Here is a 15,711-nt window from a genome sequence, read left to right on the forward strand (position 1 = left end):
CGTTTCTTATCTGCCCGTTACCGCGGGTCTGACCGGTATATATGACCATTTGTGGACAGTGAAACGGCAATCCTGTATCCGCCGGGCATGGTCACCGCATCCTCCGAGACCCCGCCGCGCCGGGACGAGGCCCGTACCGCGTCGGGCTGGATCTGGTCGGCGCTGGCGCTGGCCATCGCCGCCTTCGTGGCGTTGCCGGTCGCGGCGGTGCTGTGGATGGCCTTCCACCCGACCGAGAACATCTGGCCGCACCTGATCGCGACGACCCTGCCGCGCTATCTTGGCAACAGCCTGGCGCTGGCGCTGATGACCGGGGCGCTGGCGGCGGCGGTGGGGACGGGCGCGGCCTGGCTGGTCGCGATGTACCGCTTCCCGGGCGCGCGGGCGCTGGAATGGCTGCTGCTGCTGCCGCTGTCGGTGCCGGCCTTCGTCGGCGCCTGGGCGCTGGTCGATTTCCTGGAATACGCGGGGCCGGTGCAGACCGGGCTGCGCGCGGCCTTCGGCTGGGCCACGGCGCGGGACTACTGGTTCCCGGACGTGAAGACCCGGATCGGCGCGTCCGTGGTGCTGGCATCGGCGCTTTACCCCTACGTCTACCTTCTGGCCCGCTCGGCCTTCCGCGAACAGCCCGGCGGCGCCTACGAGGTCGCGCGCGCGCTGGGATCGGGCGGGCCGCGGCTGTTCTGGCGCGTGGGCCTGCCGCTTGCCCGGCCCGCGATCGCGGCCGGCACCGCCATCGTCATGATGGAGGCCGTCGCCGATTATGGCGTTGTCAGTTACTTTTCCGTGCAGACGCTGACCACCGGCATCTTCACCACCTGGCTCGAGATGCGCAACGCGGGCGGCGCGGCGCAGCTGGCCTGCCTGATCCTGGGGCTGGTGCTGGCGCTGGTGGCGGTCGAGCGGATCTCGCGCAACCGGCTGCGGCACTACCAGTCGGCGCGCCAGCCGCGCCCGGTGGTGCCAAGCCGGCTGACGGGCTGGCGGGCCTGGGCCGCGAGCCTGGCCTGCGCGATCCCGGTCGCGGCCGGCTTCGGGCTGCCGGTGGCGGTGATGGCGGGCCATGCCGCGGCCGATCCGGCGGCCTTCGTGGCGCCGGGCCTGCTGCGCGCGCTCTGGCACACGCTGAGCACGGCCGCCGGCGCCGCGGCGCTGACCGTGACGCTGGCGCTGGTGATGGTCTATGGCGCGCGGCTGCGCGGGCGCGGCCTGCCGCGGCAGCTGATGCCGGTCACGGCGCTGGGCTATGCCGCGCCGGGCGCGGTGCTGGCGGTGGGGCTGCTGATCCCGCTCGCCGCGCTCGACCACCGGCTGGCCGACGGCTGGCTGGCGCTGACCGGCACCGACCCCGGCCTGCTGCTGACCGGCACCGCCGCGGCGATCGTCATGGCCTATGTCGTGCGCTTCTTCGCCATCGCCCAGGGCGCCACCGACGCGGCCTTCGGCCGGGTCTCGCCCTCGCTGCCGATGGCGGCGCGGTCGCTGGGGCGCACCGCGGGGGGCACGCTGCGGGCGGTCTACCTGCCGCTGATGCGCGGCACCGTCGGCTCGGCGCTGCTGCTGGTCTTCGTCGACTGCGTCAAGGAGCTGCCGGCGACGCTGCTGCTGCGGCCCTTCAACTACGAGACGCTGGCGACGCGGGCGCAGGAACAGGCGAGCCTCGAGAAGCTGAACCAGGCCTCGCCCGCGGCGCTTTTGGTGATCGCGGTCGGGCTGGTGGCGGTGGCGCTGCTGGCCCGGGCGACGCGCCGGCGATAGCGCCGGGCCGCCTCCGGCGGGGATATTTGGGCAAAGTCGAAGGCGGCATTCTCAAATCCGGCGCATGATAATCATGTCCAACATGAATTTGGCTTCAGGCGCGGCAGGGTCTATCTAGCGGCTCGAACGCCCGCGGTCCCCGCGCGGGCCGCAGGAGTATGCCCGATGTCCAGTCCCCGCCGCTCGCCCGTCTTCGACCGTCTCGCCGCCGCCGCGCGCGAGCGGATCCTGATCCTTGACGGCGCGATGGGGACGCAGATCCAGGCGCTTGGCCTGTCCGAGGACGACTTCACCGGCCACGGATCGGGCTGCGCCTGTCATCACCATTCGGATCATCCGCAGAAGGGCAACAACGACCTTCTGATCCTGACCCAGCCCGCGGCGATCGAAGAGATCCACTATCGCTATGCCAAGGCCGGCGCGGATATCGTCGAGACCAACACCTTCTCGTCCACGACCATCGCCCAGGCCGACTACGGCATGGAGGAGGCGGTCTATGACCTGAACCGCGAGGGCGCGCGGATCGTGCGCCGGGCGCTGGACCGCGCCACGGCCGAGGACGGGCGCGAGCGCTTCGTCGCCGGCGCCCTGGGCCCGACCAACCGCACCGCCTCGATCAGCCCGGACGTGAACAACCCCGGCTATCGCGCCGTCAGCTTCGACGACCTGCGCATCGCCTATGCCGAGCAGCTGCGCGGCCTGATCGACGGCGGCGCCGACATCATCCTGATCGAGACGATCTTCGACACGCTGAACGCCAAGGCCGCCATCTTCGCCTGCGAGGAGGTGTTCATCGAGAAGGGCACCCGCCTGCCGGTGATGATCTCGGGCACGATCACCGACCTGTCGGGGCGCACGCTCTCGGGCCAGACGCCGACCGCCTTCTGGAACTCGGTCCGCCATGCCGATCCGTTCACCATCGGGCTGAACTGCGCGCTGGGCGCGCGGGCGATGCGCGCGCATCTGGCCGAGCTGTCGTCCGTCGCCGACACCTTCATCTGCGCCTATCCGAACGCCGGCCTGCCGAACGAGATGGGGGCCTATGACGAAAGCCCCGAGTTCATGGCCAGGCAGGTCGCCGAATTCGCGGCCGAGGGGCTGGTGAACATCGTCGGCGGCTGCTGCGGGTCCACCCCCGAACACATCCGGGCGATCGCCGAGGCCGTGGCGAAGTTCCCGCCCCGCGCGATCCCCGAGATCGCGCCGAAGATGCGGCTCTCGGGGCTCGAGCCCTTCACGCTGACCGACGACATCCCCTTCGTGAACGTGGGCGAGCGCACGAACGTCACCGGCTCGGCCCGGTTCCGCAAGCTGATCACCAACGGCGATTATGCGGCGGCGCTGGATGTCGCGCGCGACCAGGTCGAGAACGGCGCGCAGATCATCGACGTGAACATGGACGAGGGGCTCATCGACTCGAAGCAGGCGATGATCGACTACCTCAACCTGATCGCGGCCGAGCCCGACATCGCCCGCGTGCCGGTGATGATCGACAGCTCCAAGTGGGAGGTGATCGAGGCCGGCCTGAAATGCGTGCAGGGCAAGGCCATCGTCAACTCGATCTCGATGAAGGAGGGCGAGGAGGCCTTCCTGCATCACGCCCGTCTGGCCCGCGCCTACGGGGCCGCGGTCGTGGTGATGGCCTTCGACGAGGAGGGTCAGGCCGACACCGAGGAGCGCAAGGTCGCGATCTGCAAGCGCGCCTACAAGCTGCTGACCGAGCAGGCGCATTTCGCGCCCGAGGACATCATCTTCGACCCGAACGTCTTCGCGGTGGCCACGGGCATCGAGGAGCACAACGACTATGGCGTGGCCTTCATCGAGGCCACCCGCCGCATCACCACCGAGATGCCGGGCGTCCACGTCTCGGGCGGGATCTCGAACCTGTCGTTCAGCTTCCGCGGCAACGAGCCGGTGCGCGAGGCGATGCACGCGGTGTTCCTCTACCACGCCATCCAGGCGGGGATGGACATGGGCATCGTCAACGCGGGCCAGCTCGCCGTCTATTCCGAGATCGAGCCCGAGCTGCGCGAGGCCTGCGAGGACGTGGTGCTGAACCGCCGCGACGACGCGACCGAGCGGATGCTCGAGGTGGCCGAGAAATGGCGCGGCACCGGCGCGCGCGAGGCCAAGGAGCGTGACCTTGGCTGGCGCGAATGGACGGTCGAGAAGCGGCTGGAACATGCGCTGGTCAACGGCATCACCGAGTTCATCGAGGCCGATACCGAGGAGGCGCGGCAGGCGGCCGAGCGTCCGCTGCACGTGATCGAGGGCCCGCTGATGGCGGGGATGAACGTGGTGGGCGACCTCTTCGGCAGCGGCAAGATGTTCCTGCCGCAGGTGGTGAAGTCCGCGCGGGTGATGAAGGCCGCCGTCGCGGTGCTGCTGCCCTACATGGAAGAGGAGAAGCGCCTGACCGGTGGCGCGGGGCGCCAGTCCGCCGGCAAGGTGCTGATGGCGACGGTGAAGGGCGATGTGCACGACATCGGCAAGAACATCGTCGGCGTCGTGCTGGCCTGCAACAACTACGAGATCATCGACCTGGGCGTGATGGTGCCCTCGTCCAAGATCCTCGAGACGGCGAAGGCCGAGGGCGTCGACATCATCGGCCTGTCGGGGCTGATCACGCCGTCGCTTGACGAGATGGTGCATGTCGCCGCCGAGATGGAGCGCGAGGGCATGGCGATCCCGCTGCTGATCGGGGGCGCGACCACCTCGAAGGTGCATACCGCGGTCAAGATCCACCCCGCCTATCACAAGGGGCAGGCGGTCTATGTCACGGATGCCAGCCGCGCCGTCGGCGTGGTGTCGCAGCTTCTGTCGCCCGAGCAGACCCGCGCCTATGTCGAGGGCGTGCGCGAGGACTATGCCGAGGTGGCCGAGCGCCATGCCCGCAGCGAGGCCGCGAAGAAGCGGCTGCCGCTGGCCGATGCGCGGGCGAATGCGCTGAAGATCGACTGGACGGGCTTTGCCCAGGTCGCGCCGGGCTTCACCGGGACGCGGGTCATCGACGACTGGGATCTGGCCGATCTTGCGACCTACATCGACTGGACGCCGTTCTTCCAGACCTGGGAGATGAAGGGGGTGTTCCCGAAGATCCTCGAGGACGAGAAGCAGGGCGCGGCGGCGCGGCAGCTGTACGAGGATGCGCAGCGGATGCTGGGGCAGATCATCGGCGAGGGCTGGTTCCGGCCGCGGGCGGTGGTGGGCTTCTGGCCGGCGAATGCGGTGGGCGACGACATCCGGCTGTTTGCCGATGACGCGCGCACCAAGCCGTTGGAAACGCTGCACACTCTGCGCCAGCAGGTCGCCAAGCGCGACGGGCGCCCGAACGTCGCGCTGGCCGATTTCGTGGCGCCCGAGGGGCACCGGGACTGGGTCGGCGGCTTCGTGGTGACGGCGGGGGCCGAGGAGATCGAGATCGCCGACCGCTTCAAGAAGGCGAACGACGATTACTCGGCGATCCTCGTGCAGGCGCTGGCCGACCGCTTTGCCGAGGCGCTGGCCGAGGCGCTGCACGCCCGCGTCCGGCGCGACTACTGGGGCTATGCCAAGGGCGAAAGCTTTACCCCGCAAGAGCTTGTCGGCGAGCCCTATGCCGGCATCCGCCCGGCGCCCGGCTATCCGGCCCAGCCCGACCATACCGAGAAGGACGTGCTGTGGCGGCTGCTGGAGGCCGAGGCCAGCACCGGCGTGACGCTGACCGAAAGCATGGCGATGTGGCCGGGCTCGTCGGTGTCGGGCCTCTATATCGGCCATCCCGAGAGCTATTATTTCGGCGTGGCCAAGGTCGAGCGCGACCAGGCCGAGGACTATGCCCGCCGCAAGGGCATGACCCTGGCCGAGGTCGAGCGCTGGCTGGCGCCGGTGCTGAACTACACGCCTTCGGGGGCGATCGCGGCCGAGTGACCGGCGCCGCCGCGGCGGCATCGGCGGCCCCTGTTGGGGGGTGCCGGGAGTGCACCCCCTGTACACCCCCAACGACCGGGCGATTGACGGCGCGTTAAGCGGCGGGATCAGCGCTGGTCGGGCGCGGCGTCGCCGCCGGCATCGTGGGTGCCGAGCGCCTCGGGCGGCGGTTCGTCCGCGGCGAGGGTCGGCGGGCGCGGCGACGTGGAGCGCGCCGGGGCGGGCGAAGCGGGCGCGGCTGCGCCGGCTGGCGCCGGGTGACCGGCAAGGTCGCCCGCGTTGACGATGCGCACCTCGCGCTGGGCGAAGGGGATCGAGATGCCTTCCTCGGCGAAGCGGCGCGCGATCTCGTGGTTGATGTCGGACTTGGTGGCAAAGCCGAAGTTCACGTCCGACACCATGGCCCGGATCTCGAAATCCATCGAATCGGCGCCGAAGCCGATGAAGAACACCCGCGGCGGCGGGTTCACCGTGATCAGCGGATGGTTCTGCGCGATCTCGGCCAGCACCTTCTCGACCTGGCGGGTGTCGCTGCCATAGGCCACGCCCACCGGCACGATCACCCGGCCCATCAGGTTGCCGCGGGTCCAGTTCACCACCTGACCCGAGATCAGGTCGGCATTCGGCACGATGACCTCGGTCTTGTCGAAGGTCTCGATCCGGGTCGAGCGGACCGAGATCGACTTGACGATGCCCATCTGGCCGCCGGCCTCGATCCAGTCGCCCTCGCCGACGGGACGCTCGATCAGCAGGATGATCCCCGAGACGAAGTTCTGCACGATGTTCTGCAAGCCGAAGCCGATGCCCAGCGACAGCGCGCCCGCGACGAAGGCGAGCGAGGAGAGCGAGATCCCGGCGGCGGCGATCGCGGCCAGCGCGGCGAGCGAGATGCCGACATAGCCCAGCCCCGAGACCACGGCGTTCTGCCCGCCCTTGTCGAGCCGGGTGCGCGGCAGGATCGTCGAGCGCAGCGCGCCCTGGGCGATGCGGGTGATCAGGATGCCGAAGCCGAAGACGAGGCAGAGCGTGAAGATCACGCCCGGGTTCAGCGTGACGCCGCCCAGGCTGATGCCGGCCGCGACCCGGTCGCCGAGGTCGGACAGGTCGGTAACGCGCGCGCCCCAGATCAGCGCCAGCGCCGGCAGCGCCAGCACGATCAGCGCCACGGTGAACAGCACCGGCATCAGCGCGTTCTCGGCGCTGTCGCGGCGGGTGGCGAGCAGCCAGACATCCGTCGCCAGCCGCTGCAGCAGCGCCAGCAGCGCAAACAGCGCCAGCGTCGCCACCGTCGACCAGGTCAGCGCCGAGCCGAGCCGCGCCCAGCCGGTGCCCGCCAGCAGCGGACCCGCCAGCGCGACGACGACGAGCGCGAGGCCGACCAGCCCGACGATCTGGCGGAAGAAGCTGCTGTGGGTCTCGGCGATTTCGGTGGTGTGGCGCCCGGCCCAGCGGCGGAACAGCCGCCCGAGCCGCCACAGCGACAGCGCGGCGCCGGTCTGGATCGCGAAGATCAGCACCGCCTGGCCGGCATCGCCCGCGGTGGTCAGGAACAGCGCCCGGAACGCCTCGAGCGCGGACATCACGCCCAGGACGCCCATGTGCGCCCGCGCCTCGGTCTGGCGGTCGGGCGCCAGCGGCACCGTCGCCTCGGCCGAGCCGGGGAAGGTCGCGCGCGCGAGCCAGGCCGCGATGAAGAGCGGGATCGCCAGCAGCGGCACCGAGGCCAGCCCCAGCCCCGGCCCGCTGCCCGGCGTGCGCGGCGGCAGCAGGCCCGAGATGTTCAGCGCCGTCGCCAGCAGCACGAGGCCGATCGTCGGCACGATGACCTCGCCGATCGACAGCAGCATCCCGGCAAGGCGCTGGGCGCGGTGTTCCTGCGAGGTGCGCAGCCGCATCGTCCAGCCATGCACGAGCGCCGGGCCCTTCCACAGCAGGCCGACGGCGACGGCGATCAGCCCCAGCACCGCCGGCAGCCGGTCGGTCAGCCCGCCGAGGTTGCGGGCGCGGTCGAGGCCGGTCGCGATCTCGGTGCCGATCTGGGCGAAGCCGCGGCGGATGTCGGTGAAGGCCGCAGGCCAGTTCGCGGGGTTGAACGGCGCGGGCTGGGTCTTCAGCAGCTCGGTCGTCGAGCGGTCGCGCAGCAGGGTGTCGATCTCGCGGATGATGCCGTCGGCGCGGGTGAAGGCCTCGGTCGCGGCGGTGCGCGGCGCCTCGAGCTGGGCAAGCTGGTCGGTCAGCTGGCTGCGGCGGGCGGCGATGTCGGGCGCCTCGGTCGCGCCCTCGGCCGGCTGCGGGCCCAGCGCGTCGATCTGGCCGCGGACGGTCTGGATCCGGCTTTCCCCGGCGGTGCGGGCGGCGGCGAAGCGGTCGCGCCAGGCCTGGACCTCGGAGCGCAGGGCATTGAAGGCGGCGTCCGAGGCGCGGGCATTGGCGACGGCATCCTCGGCGCGCTTGGCGACGGCCGCCCAGGCGTCGTAGTCGAGGGCGGTCTCGACGCCCTCGGCCTGGGCGAGGGCGGGGCCCGGCGCGGCAAGCGCCAGGACGGCGACGACCGCGGGGGCCGGCGCCCCCAACCCGACGAGAAGGACGAGGAGAAGGCGGCGCAGGAGGGGCATGGGGGCTTTTCGCGGCTGATACGATCGGCCCCCGGCGTATCAGTCTTCGTAGACCTCGGGAAGTTCCGCCGGTTCACGGTCCAGCCAGCCGGGCACCGGCAGCGATTTCTCGCGCAGGAAGTCGGGATTGAACAGCTTGGACTGGTAGCGGTTGCCGTAGTCGCACAGCACCGTGACGATGGTGTGGCCCGGCCCCATCTCGCGCGCCATGCGGATCGCGCCGGCGACGTTGATCCCCGACGAGCCGCCAAGGCACAGCCCCTCTTCGGCCAGCAGGTCGAAGACGATCGGCAGCGCCTCGCTGTCGGGGATGTTGTAGCTGAAGTCGGGGGTGAAGCCCTCGAGGTTGGCGGTGATCCGGCCCTGGCCGATGCCTTCCGTGATCGAGGAGCCTTCGGATTTCAGCTCGCCCGTGGTGTAGAAGCTGTGCAGCGCCGCGCCGTCGGGATCGGCCAGCGCGATCTTGACGCCCTTGGGCTGCAGCGCCATCGCGGTGCCGGCGAGGGTGCCGCCCGAGCCCACGGCGCAGACGAAGCCGTCGACGCGGCCGCCGGTCTGTTCCCAGATCTCGGGGCCGGTGGTCTCGACATGGGCCTGGCGGTTGGCGATGTTGTCGAACTGGTTGGCCCAGATCGCGCCGCGCGCCTCGGTCCTGGCCAGCGCCTGGGCGAGGCGGTCCGAATAGCGCACGTAGTTGTTGGGGTTGCGGTAGGGCGCGGCCGGGACCTGGACCAGCTCGGCACCGGCGAGGCGCAGCATGTCCTTCTTTTCCTGGCTCTGGGTCTCGGGGATCACGATCACGGTCTTGAAGCCCATCGAGGCGCCGACAAGCGCCAGCCCGATGCCGGTGTTGCCGGCGGTACCCTCGACGATGGTGCCGCCGGGCTGCAGCAGGCCCTTCTTCACCGCGTCGTTGATGATGTAGAGCGCGGCGCGGTCCTTGATCGACTGGCCGGGGTTCATGAACTCGGCCTTGCCGAGGATCTCGCAGCCGGTCAGCTCCGAGGCCTTGTTCAGGCGGATCAGCGGCGTGTTGCCCACGGTCGCGGCAAGGTCGGAGCAGATGCGCATGTCGGGTCCCCCGGGCAAGTGTCTGGCACCATTCCTATGGCGCGGCGGGCGGGGCCTCAAGGGCGGGCGCACGAAAGGGGAGGGTATTCGGGGCGGGACGGACGCGGTGGAACGGGGTTCCCCGGGCGGGCGCGGGCGTGGACCGGCGTTTGGCTCAGCCCGCGGCCGGCGCCGGCTCGAGCACCTGCGCGAGGCGCGCGAAGCCGGGTTCGATCCCCGGCGCGCTTTCGGCGAAGAAGGCGTCGAGCGCGGGCCAGGTCGCCACGGCGGCGTCGATCAGCGGGTCCGAGCCGGGGCTGTACAGCCCCGCGCGCAGCATCATCTCGACCCGCTCGTAGGCGCCCAGCAGCCGCCGGGCCTGCAGGATCGCGCGGTTCTGCTCCTCGCTCGCGCAGTCGGGCAGCGCCCGGCTGACCGAGCGCAGCACGTCGATCGCGGGGAAGCGCCCGCGCTCGGCGATCTCGCGGTCGAGCACGACATGGCCGTCGAGCACCCCGCGCAGGATGTCGGCGACCGGCTCTTCCATGTCCGATCCCGCGACCAGCACCGAGAAGATCGCGGTGATGTCGCCGGCCTCGCCGAGGCCGGGGCCCGCGCGTTCGGCCAGCGCCATGATCTGGTGCGCGGTCGAGGGGGGGAAGCCGCGCAGCGAGGCGGGCTCGCCGCCCGCCAGCGCCACCTCGCGATGCGCCTCGGCGAAGCGGGTGATCGAATCGACGAGCAGCAGCACCTGCCGGCCCTCGTCGCGGAAATGCTCGGCCACGGTCATCGCCGCCCAGGCGCAGCGCCGCCGCATCAGCGGCGACTGGTCCGAGGTCGCGGTGACGAGGACCGAGCGCGCCATGCCCTCGGGGCCCAGCACCCGCTCGACGAAGTCGCGCACCTCGCGCCCGCGCTCGCCCACCAGCCCGATGACGACGACATCGGCGCGCACGTCCCGCGCGAGCCGCCCCAGCAGCGACGACTTGCCGACGCCCGACCCGGCGAACAGCCCGATCCGCTGGCCCCGGACCAGCGGCAGCAGCGTGTTCATCACCGCAAGCCCCGTCGGCAGCCGCTCTCCCAGCAGCCGGCGCAGCGCCGCGGGCGGCGGCGGCGCGAGCAGCGGCCGCTCGACCGGGCCGCGCGGCAGCGGCCGGCCGTCGAGCGGCTGGCCCATCGGATCGACGATGCGGCCGATCCAGCCCTCGCCCGGGGCGATGCCGCCCTGGCCCGACAGCAGCACCCGGTCGCCCAGCGCGATGCCGCCCGCGTCGCCCATCGGCAGCACCTCGACCCGGTCGGGGGCGAGGCCGACGATCTCTCCGGCAAGGGCGCCGCGGGACTGGCTGTGGATGCGCACGCCGTCGCCCAGCGTCGCCTGCCGGCCCAGCCCGGTCACGGCGATGATGCCGCGGGCGATCGCCTCGACCCGGCCGACGGCACGGATCGCCTGAAGCTCGGATATCTCGGCGGTCAGCAGTTCGATCGTCGGCATCGGGGGCTCCGTCCAGGCCGCGCAGGGCGTTGATATGGAAAGATGATCCCCGCGGCGCCCCGCCCTGCGCGCCGCTGCCGGCGGCGGGCCCGGGCCGGGCCGGAAGACATCGTTCATCGTGAAAGCCTTTCTAAACGACTCGCGCTTAAGCCTTGGTTGAAAGGGAGAAGCCCGATGTTCGAGACACCCGAGATCATGCAGCGCGCCGCGGCCTTCGCGCGCTATGCCGCCGATCGCCAGACGACGATCGCCGGCAACATCGCCAATGCCGACACGCCCGGCTATCGCGGCCGCGACCTGCCCGAATTCGACCCCGATGCCGGGCAGATGCCGCTGCGGCGGACGCGGGCGGAACATTTCGGCGCCAGCTCGATCGAGCCGCGCGAGGCCGAGACGCGGGCGCAACCCGACAGCCTGTCGCCGAACGGCAACGCCGTCTCGCTCGAGGACGAGATGATCGCGGCGGTCTCGGCCCGGCGCCAGCACGAGGTGGCGCTGGCGATCTACGGCAACGCGCTGTCGATGATGCGCAGCGCACTGGGACGGGGGTGATCCATGGCGGATTTCGGCGACTCGATGGGGATTTCGGCCAGCGGGATGCGGGCGCAGGCGATGCGGATGCGGATCGTGTCCGAGAATGTCGCGAACGCGGACACGCCCGGCTATCACCGCAAGCTGGTGACCTTCCGGCCCGAGGATCGCGACCAGCCCGGCGCGGTCGAGATCGGCCGCGTCACGCTCGACCCGAGCGAGCCCGAGCGGATCCTCGATCCCGGGCATCCGCTGGCCGACGCGCAGGGCTACCGGCTCAGCTCGAACGTCGAGGCGGTGATCGAGATGGCCGACGCGCGCGAGGCCCAGCGCAGCTACGAGGCAAACCTGCGGATGTTCGACCAGGCCCGGCAGATGTCGGCGCGCCTGCTCGAGCTTCTGCGCCGCTGAACGGAGGACACATGGACCTGTCGACGACGCTTGCCAGCCTTGGCTACCAGCGCGCCCGCCCGGCGACCGAGGCCGATCGGACCGAACCGCCGCTGTCGGCACCGCTGCGCGCGGTGGAAAGCTTCACCGAGACGCTGCGCCGGGCCGAGGAACTGGGCACGCGATCGCTGGGCGGCGGCGATGCGGACCCGCATGCGCTGGTGCAGGCGCTGGCCGAGACCGGGCTGGCGGTCGAGACCGCGGTCGCGGTGCGCGACCGGGTGGTCGAGGCCTATCAGGAGATCCTGAGGATGCCGATCTGATGCTGACCGAGGCGCAGATCTTCGACGTGCTGCGGCAGGGGCTCTGGGTCTCGGTCCGGCTGTCGGCGCCGCTGCTGGCGGTGTCGCTGCTGGCGGGCGTCACCATCGGCCTGCTGCAGGCGCTGACCGGGATCCAGGAGATGACGCTGACCTTCGTGCCGAAGGTCGCGCTGATGCTGGCGGTGTTCTGGGTGTCGATGTCCTCGATGACCTCGGCGCTGGTGGATTTCTTCACCCGCGGCCTGATGCCGCTGGTGGCGCCGGGCGGATAGCGCGGCACGGCAACGGAGAACGGGATGGACAATGCGGTCTATGCACTGCTGAACCGGCAGGCCGGGCTTCTGCACGAATTCGAGGTGGTCGCCAACAACATCGCCAATGCCTCGACCACCGGCTTCCGGCGCGAGGGGGTGATCTTCGCCGAACATGTGCGCGCGCTGGAAAAGGTCGAGCCGGACCTGGCTCTGGCCGATGCGGCGGGGCGGGTGATCGACCTCGTGCAGGCGCCGCTGAAGCGGACCGGCGGCACCATGGACTTCGCGATCGAGGGCGAGGGCTTCTTCCAGGTCGGCACGCCCGAGGGGATCCAGCTGACGCGGGCGGGCGCCTTCGTGCTGAACGACGCGGGCGATGTGGTGCTCGCCGACGGCAGCCGGCTGCTGGACGCAGGCGGGGCGCCGGTCTCGGTGCCACTGGGCGCGGGGCAGCTGACCCTGGCGCCGGACGGCACGCTGTCGGGCTCGGCCGGGCCGATCGCCCAGCTGGGGCTGGTGATGCCGGCCGATCCGATCGGGCTGCGCCACACCGCGGGCACCCGCTTCGCGGTCGAGGGGGGCACGGTCCCGGCCGAGAACGGCCGGATGCTGCAGGGCTTCGTCGAGGGATCGAATGTCGACGCGGTGACCGAGGTGGCGCGGATGATCGAGGTGCAGCGCGGCTACGAGCTGGGCCAGACCCTGCTCGGCCGCGAGGACGAGCGGATCCGCGCGGTGGTCAGCACGCTCGGCAGCTGAGCGGCGCGGGGCGGGAGAGGGCGGGGCGGGGCCGAAGGGCCGCCGGCCGGCCGGAACGGATGGGTCAGGCCACGCCGCGGGACGCGCGCGGGCCGGAGCTGAGGAGACGGTGATGAGAGCGATGCAGATTGCCGCGACCGGCATGAGTGCGCAGCAGATGCGGGTCGAGGTCGTGTCGAACAACCTCGCGAACATGTCGACGACGGGCTACAAGATGCGCCGGGCCGAATTCGCCGACCTGCACTACCAGCAGGCGGCGCGGCCGGGCTCGATCAACGCCACCGACGGCACCATGCTGCCGACCGGCGTGCAGCTGGGCCTGGGGGTGCGGCCCTCGGCGGTCATGCTGATCACCGGCCAGGGATCGATCAGCCAGACCAACAACGAGCTCGACGTCGCGATCGAAGGCAGCGGCTACATCGAGGTGGTGCTGCCGTCGGGCATCCCGGGCTATACCCGCGACGGCGGCATGAAACGCTCGCCCGAAGGGGTGATCGTCACTTCGGAGGGGTTCGAGATCGTGCCCGGCATGACGATCCCGGCTGACACCCGCGCGATCAGCATCAATGCCGCGGGCGAGGTCTATGCCTATACCGCCGGCCAGACGCAGCCGCAGCAGCTGGGGCAGATCACGCTTGCGGGGTTCATCAATCCCAACGGGCTCGAGGCGATCGGCTCGAACCTGTTCATCGAATCGCCGGCCTCGGGCCCGCCCTTCGTCGCCGCCCCGGGCGAGGAGGGCCTTGGCACCCTGCGCCAGGGCTATCTCGAGGAGAGCACGGTCGACCCGGTGTTCGAGATCACCGAGCTGATCGAGGCGCAGCGCGGCTATGAGCTGAATGCCAAGGTGATCGCCGCCGCGGACCAGATCCTTGGCGCCACGGTGCAGGTGCGGTGATGACGCGGATCCCGGCGGCCCTTCTGACGATGATGATGGCGCTGCCGCCCGCGGCCGCGCAGGCGGTCGAGACGCTGATCGCCGCCCGCACGCTGCCCGCGGGCACGGTGCTGTCGCCGACCGATGTCGCCGTGGTCGACAGCGCGGTCGCAGGCGGGCTGAGCCACCCCGACGAGGTCGTCGGGCGCGAGACGCGCGTCGCGGTCTATGCCGGCCGCCCGCTGCGCCCCGAGGATATCGGCGCGCGCGCCGTGGTCGACCGCAACCAGCGCGTCGGGCTGATCTACCGCCGCGGCGGGCTGACGATCCGGACCGAGGGGCGGGCGCTCGACCGCGCCGGCATCGGCGAGGACCTGCGGGTGATGAACATCTCGTCACGCGCGACCGTGACCGGGCGGGTGCTGCCCGACGGCACCGTGCTTGTCGGATCGGGGGGATGAGAATGCCGCTGTGCACCCGCGCGATCCTGGTGGTTGCCCTGCTGGCGGTCGCCGGTTGCGACCGGATGAAGGCGATCGGCCGGCCGCCGGCCTTCACCGCGGTCGAGCAGGGCAGCGAGTTCTTCGCGATGACCACGCCCGGCCTGCCCGATGAGACCATGCGCCGCGGCCCGAGCGAGGGCGCCTCGCTCTGGTCGCATGGCCGGCGCTCGCTGCTGGGCGATCGCCGCGCGCTCAGCCGGGGCGACATCCTGACCGTGGTGATCGAGATCGACGACCGCGCCCAGATCTCGAACTCGACCGGGCGCAGCCGCTCGAGCAGCGAGACCATGGGGCTGGGACAGTTCTTCGGCCTGCCGCAGAACCTTGACGAACACGTGCTGTCGACCGGCGCCACCATGGGCAGCGCAGTCGCGGGCAACAGCAATTCCGACTACCAGGGCGACGGGTCGGTCGACCGGCGCGAGCGGCTGACGCTGCGCGTGGCCGCGACGGTGACCGAGAAGATGCCCAACGGCGTGCTGCGGGTGTCGGGCAGCCAGGAGGTGCGGGTGAATTTCGAGATGCGCGAACTGCTGGTTTCGGGCTTCGTGCGGCCCGAGGACATCTCGCGCCAGAACGAGGTGACCTATGACAAGATCGCCGGGGCGCGGATCTCCTATGGCGGGCGCGGCCAGATCACCGATGTGCAGCAACCCCGATATGGACAGCAGGCGGCCGACATCCTGCTGCCGATGTGACCGGCGATGATGTCGATCCTGATCCCCCTGGTGCTGATCCTGGTCGGCCTTGGCGGCGGCATCGGCGCCGGGCTGATGCTGCGCCCGCCGCCAGAGCCGCTGCCCGAGGCCGCGGGCATGGGCACGGGCCTGCCGCCCTGCGGTCCGGCCGACGCGGCGCATGGCACCGAGCCGGGCCCCGCGGCGGGCAACGAGCTTCAGCAGGACGAGGCCGAGCCGCGCGAATTCGTGAAATTCGCCAACCAGTTCGTCGTGCCGGTGGTGACGGCCGACAAGGTCTCGGCGCTGGTGGTGCTGTCGCTGACGCTCGAGGTGCCGGCGACCGCCGCCGAGGAAATCTATCGGCTGGAGCCGAAGTTCCGCGACGGCTTTCTGCGCGTGATGTTCGACCACGCCAATCTCGGCGGGTTCGAGGGTGCCTTCACCGGCTCCAACAACATGAAGCTGCTGCACAATTCGCTGCTGGAGACGGCGCGGGGCATCGCCGGGCCCGACGTGATCGACGTCCTGATCTCGGACTACATGCGCCAGGACCGCTGAGACGGA

General features: G+C 71.1%; 14 protein-coding genes. 11 read left to right on the forward strand and 3 right to left on the reverse strand.

What is annotated here, in order from left to right; genetic code table 11:
- Positions 1 to 87: 87 nt before the first annotated feature.
- Together V8J39_RS19285 and metH are read left to right on the forward strand one after the other, a co-directional pair.
- Positions 88 to 1,758: an ABC transporter permease gene (locus V8J39_RS19285; protein ID WP_336462595.1), complete on the forward strand. Its 1,671-nt coding sequence runs from the start codon at positions 88 to 90 to the stop codon at positions 1,756 to 1,758.
- Positions 1,759 to 1,923: 165 nt separating this feature from the next.
- Positions 1,924 to 5,667: a methionine synthase gene (gene metH, locus V8J39_RS19290; protein ID WP_336462596.1), complete on the forward strand. Its 3,744-nt coding sequence runs from the start codon at positions 1,924 to 1,926 to the stop codon at positions 5,665 to 5,667.
- 107 nt (positions 5,668 to 5,774) lie between these two features.
- Here the strand turns inward: metH and V8J39_RS19295 are convergent, their stop codons facing one another.
- The 3 genes from V8J39_RS19295 to V8J39_RS19305 form a co-directional block, all read right to left on the reverse strand.
- Positions 5,775 to 8,282, reverse strand: coding sequence for a DUF3772 domain-containing protein (locus tag V8J39_RS19295; protein WP_336462597.1), 2,508 nt, complete (start codon positions 8,280 to 8,282; stop codon positions 5,775 to 5,777).
- A gap of 39 nt (positions 8,283 to 8,321) precedes the next feature.
- A complete protein-coding gene (locus V8J39_RS19300; RefSeq protein WP_336462598.1) occupies positions 8,322 to 9,353 on the reverse strand; it encodes a cysteine synthase A in 1,032 nt (343 codons plus the stop codon).
- Between the two features lie 154 nt (positions 9,354 to 9,507).
- On the reverse strand, positions 9,508 to 10,830 hold the full coding sequence (locus V8J39_RS19305; protein ID WP_336462599.1) for a FliI/YscN family ATPase: 1,323 nt from the start codon (positions 10,828 to 10,830) through the stop codon (positions 9,508 to 9,510).
- Between the two features lie 174 nt (positions 10,831 to 11,004).
- Here V8J39_RS19305 and V8J39_RS19310 point away from each other — a divergent pair, with 174 nt between their 5' ends.
- The 9 genes from V8J39_RS19310 to V8J39_RS19350 all read left to right on the forward strand — a co-directional run bounded on the left by V8J39_RS19310 (position 11,005) and on the right by V8J39_RS19350 (position 15,705).
- Complete coding sequence (locus tag V8J39_RS19310) at positions 11,005 to 11,382, forward strand: FlgB family protein (protein ID WP_336462600.1); 378 nt, start codon at positions 11,005 to 11,007, stop codon at positions 11,380 to 11,382.
- Between the two features lie 3 nt (positions 11,383 to 11,385).
- Positions 11,386 to 11,772, forward strand: coding sequence for a flagellar basal body rod protein FlgC (gene flgC, locus V8J39_RS19315; protein ID WP_336462601.1), 387 nt, complete (start codon positions 11,386 to 11,388; stop codon positions 11,770 to 11,772).
- A gap of 11 nt (positions 11,773 to 11,783) precedes the next feature.
- Positions 11,784 to 12,074: a flagellar hook-basal body complex protein FliE gene (fliE, locus tag V8J39_RS19320; protein WP_336462602.1), complete on the forward strand. Its 291-nt coding sequence runs from the start codon at positions 11,784 to 11,786 to the stop codon at positions 12,072 to 12,074.
- Positions 12,074 to 12,346: a flagellar biosynthetic protein FliQ gene (locus V8J39_RS19325; RefSeq protein ID WP_442902617.1), complete on the forward strand. Its 273-nt coding sequence runs from the start codon at positions 12,074 to 12,076 to the stop codon at positions 12,344 to 12,346. The genes fliE and V8J39_RS19325 overlap by 1 nt, the downstream gene beginning before the upstream one ends.
- A 24-nt stretch (positions 12,347 to 12,370) precedes the next feature.
- On the forward strand, positions 12,371 to 13,087 hold the full coding sequence (locus V8J39_RS19330) for a flagellar hook-basal body complex protein (protein WP_336462603.1): 717 nt from the start codon (positions 12,371 to 12,373) through the stop codon (positions 13,085 to 13,087).
- A gap of 112 nt (positions 13,088 to 13,199) precedes the next feature.
- Positions 13,200 to 13,985 carry a flagellar basal-body rod protein FlgG gene (gene flgG, locus V8J39_RS19335; RefSeq protein WP_336462604.1) on the forward strand — a complete coding sequence of 262 codons (786 nt, stop codon included), beginning with the start codon at positions 13,200 to 13,202 and terminating at the stop codon, positions 13,983 to 13,985.
- The gene (gene flgA, locus V8J39_RS19340) at positions 13,985 to 14,425 is read left to right on the forward strand and encodes a flagellar basal body P-ring formation chaperone FlgA (protein WP_336462605.1); all 441 of its coding nucleotides are present in this window, start codon (positions 13,985 to 13,987) and stop codon (positions 14,423 to 14,425) included. The genes flgG and flgA overlap by 1 nt, the downstream gene beginning before the upstream one ends.
- Positions 14,422 to 15,165, forward strand: a complete 744-nt coding sequence (gene flgH, locus V8J39_RS19345) for a flagellar basal body L-ring protein FlgH (RefSeq protein ID WP_336462606.1) — start codon at positions 14,422 to 14,424, stop codon at positions 15,163 to 15,165. Before flgA ends, flgH begins: the two co-directional genes overlap by 4 nt.
- Positions 15,166 to 15,171: 6 nt before the next feature.
- The gene (locus tag V8J39_RS19350; RefSeq protein ID WP_336462607.1) at positions 15,172 to 15,705 is read left to right on the forward strand and encodes a flagellar basal body-associated protein FliL; all 534 of its coding nucleotides are present in this window, start codon (positions 15,172 to 15,174) and stop codon (positions 15,703 to 15,705) included.
- The last annotated feature ends 6 nt before the right edge of the window (positions 15,706 to 15,711 follow it).

Origin of the sequence: Frigidibacter sp. MR17.24, from assembly GCF_037095655.1 — a bacterium.
Classification (GTDB): Bacteria; Pseudomonadota; Alphaproteobacteria; order Rhodobacterales; family Rhodobacteraceae; genus Frigidibacter.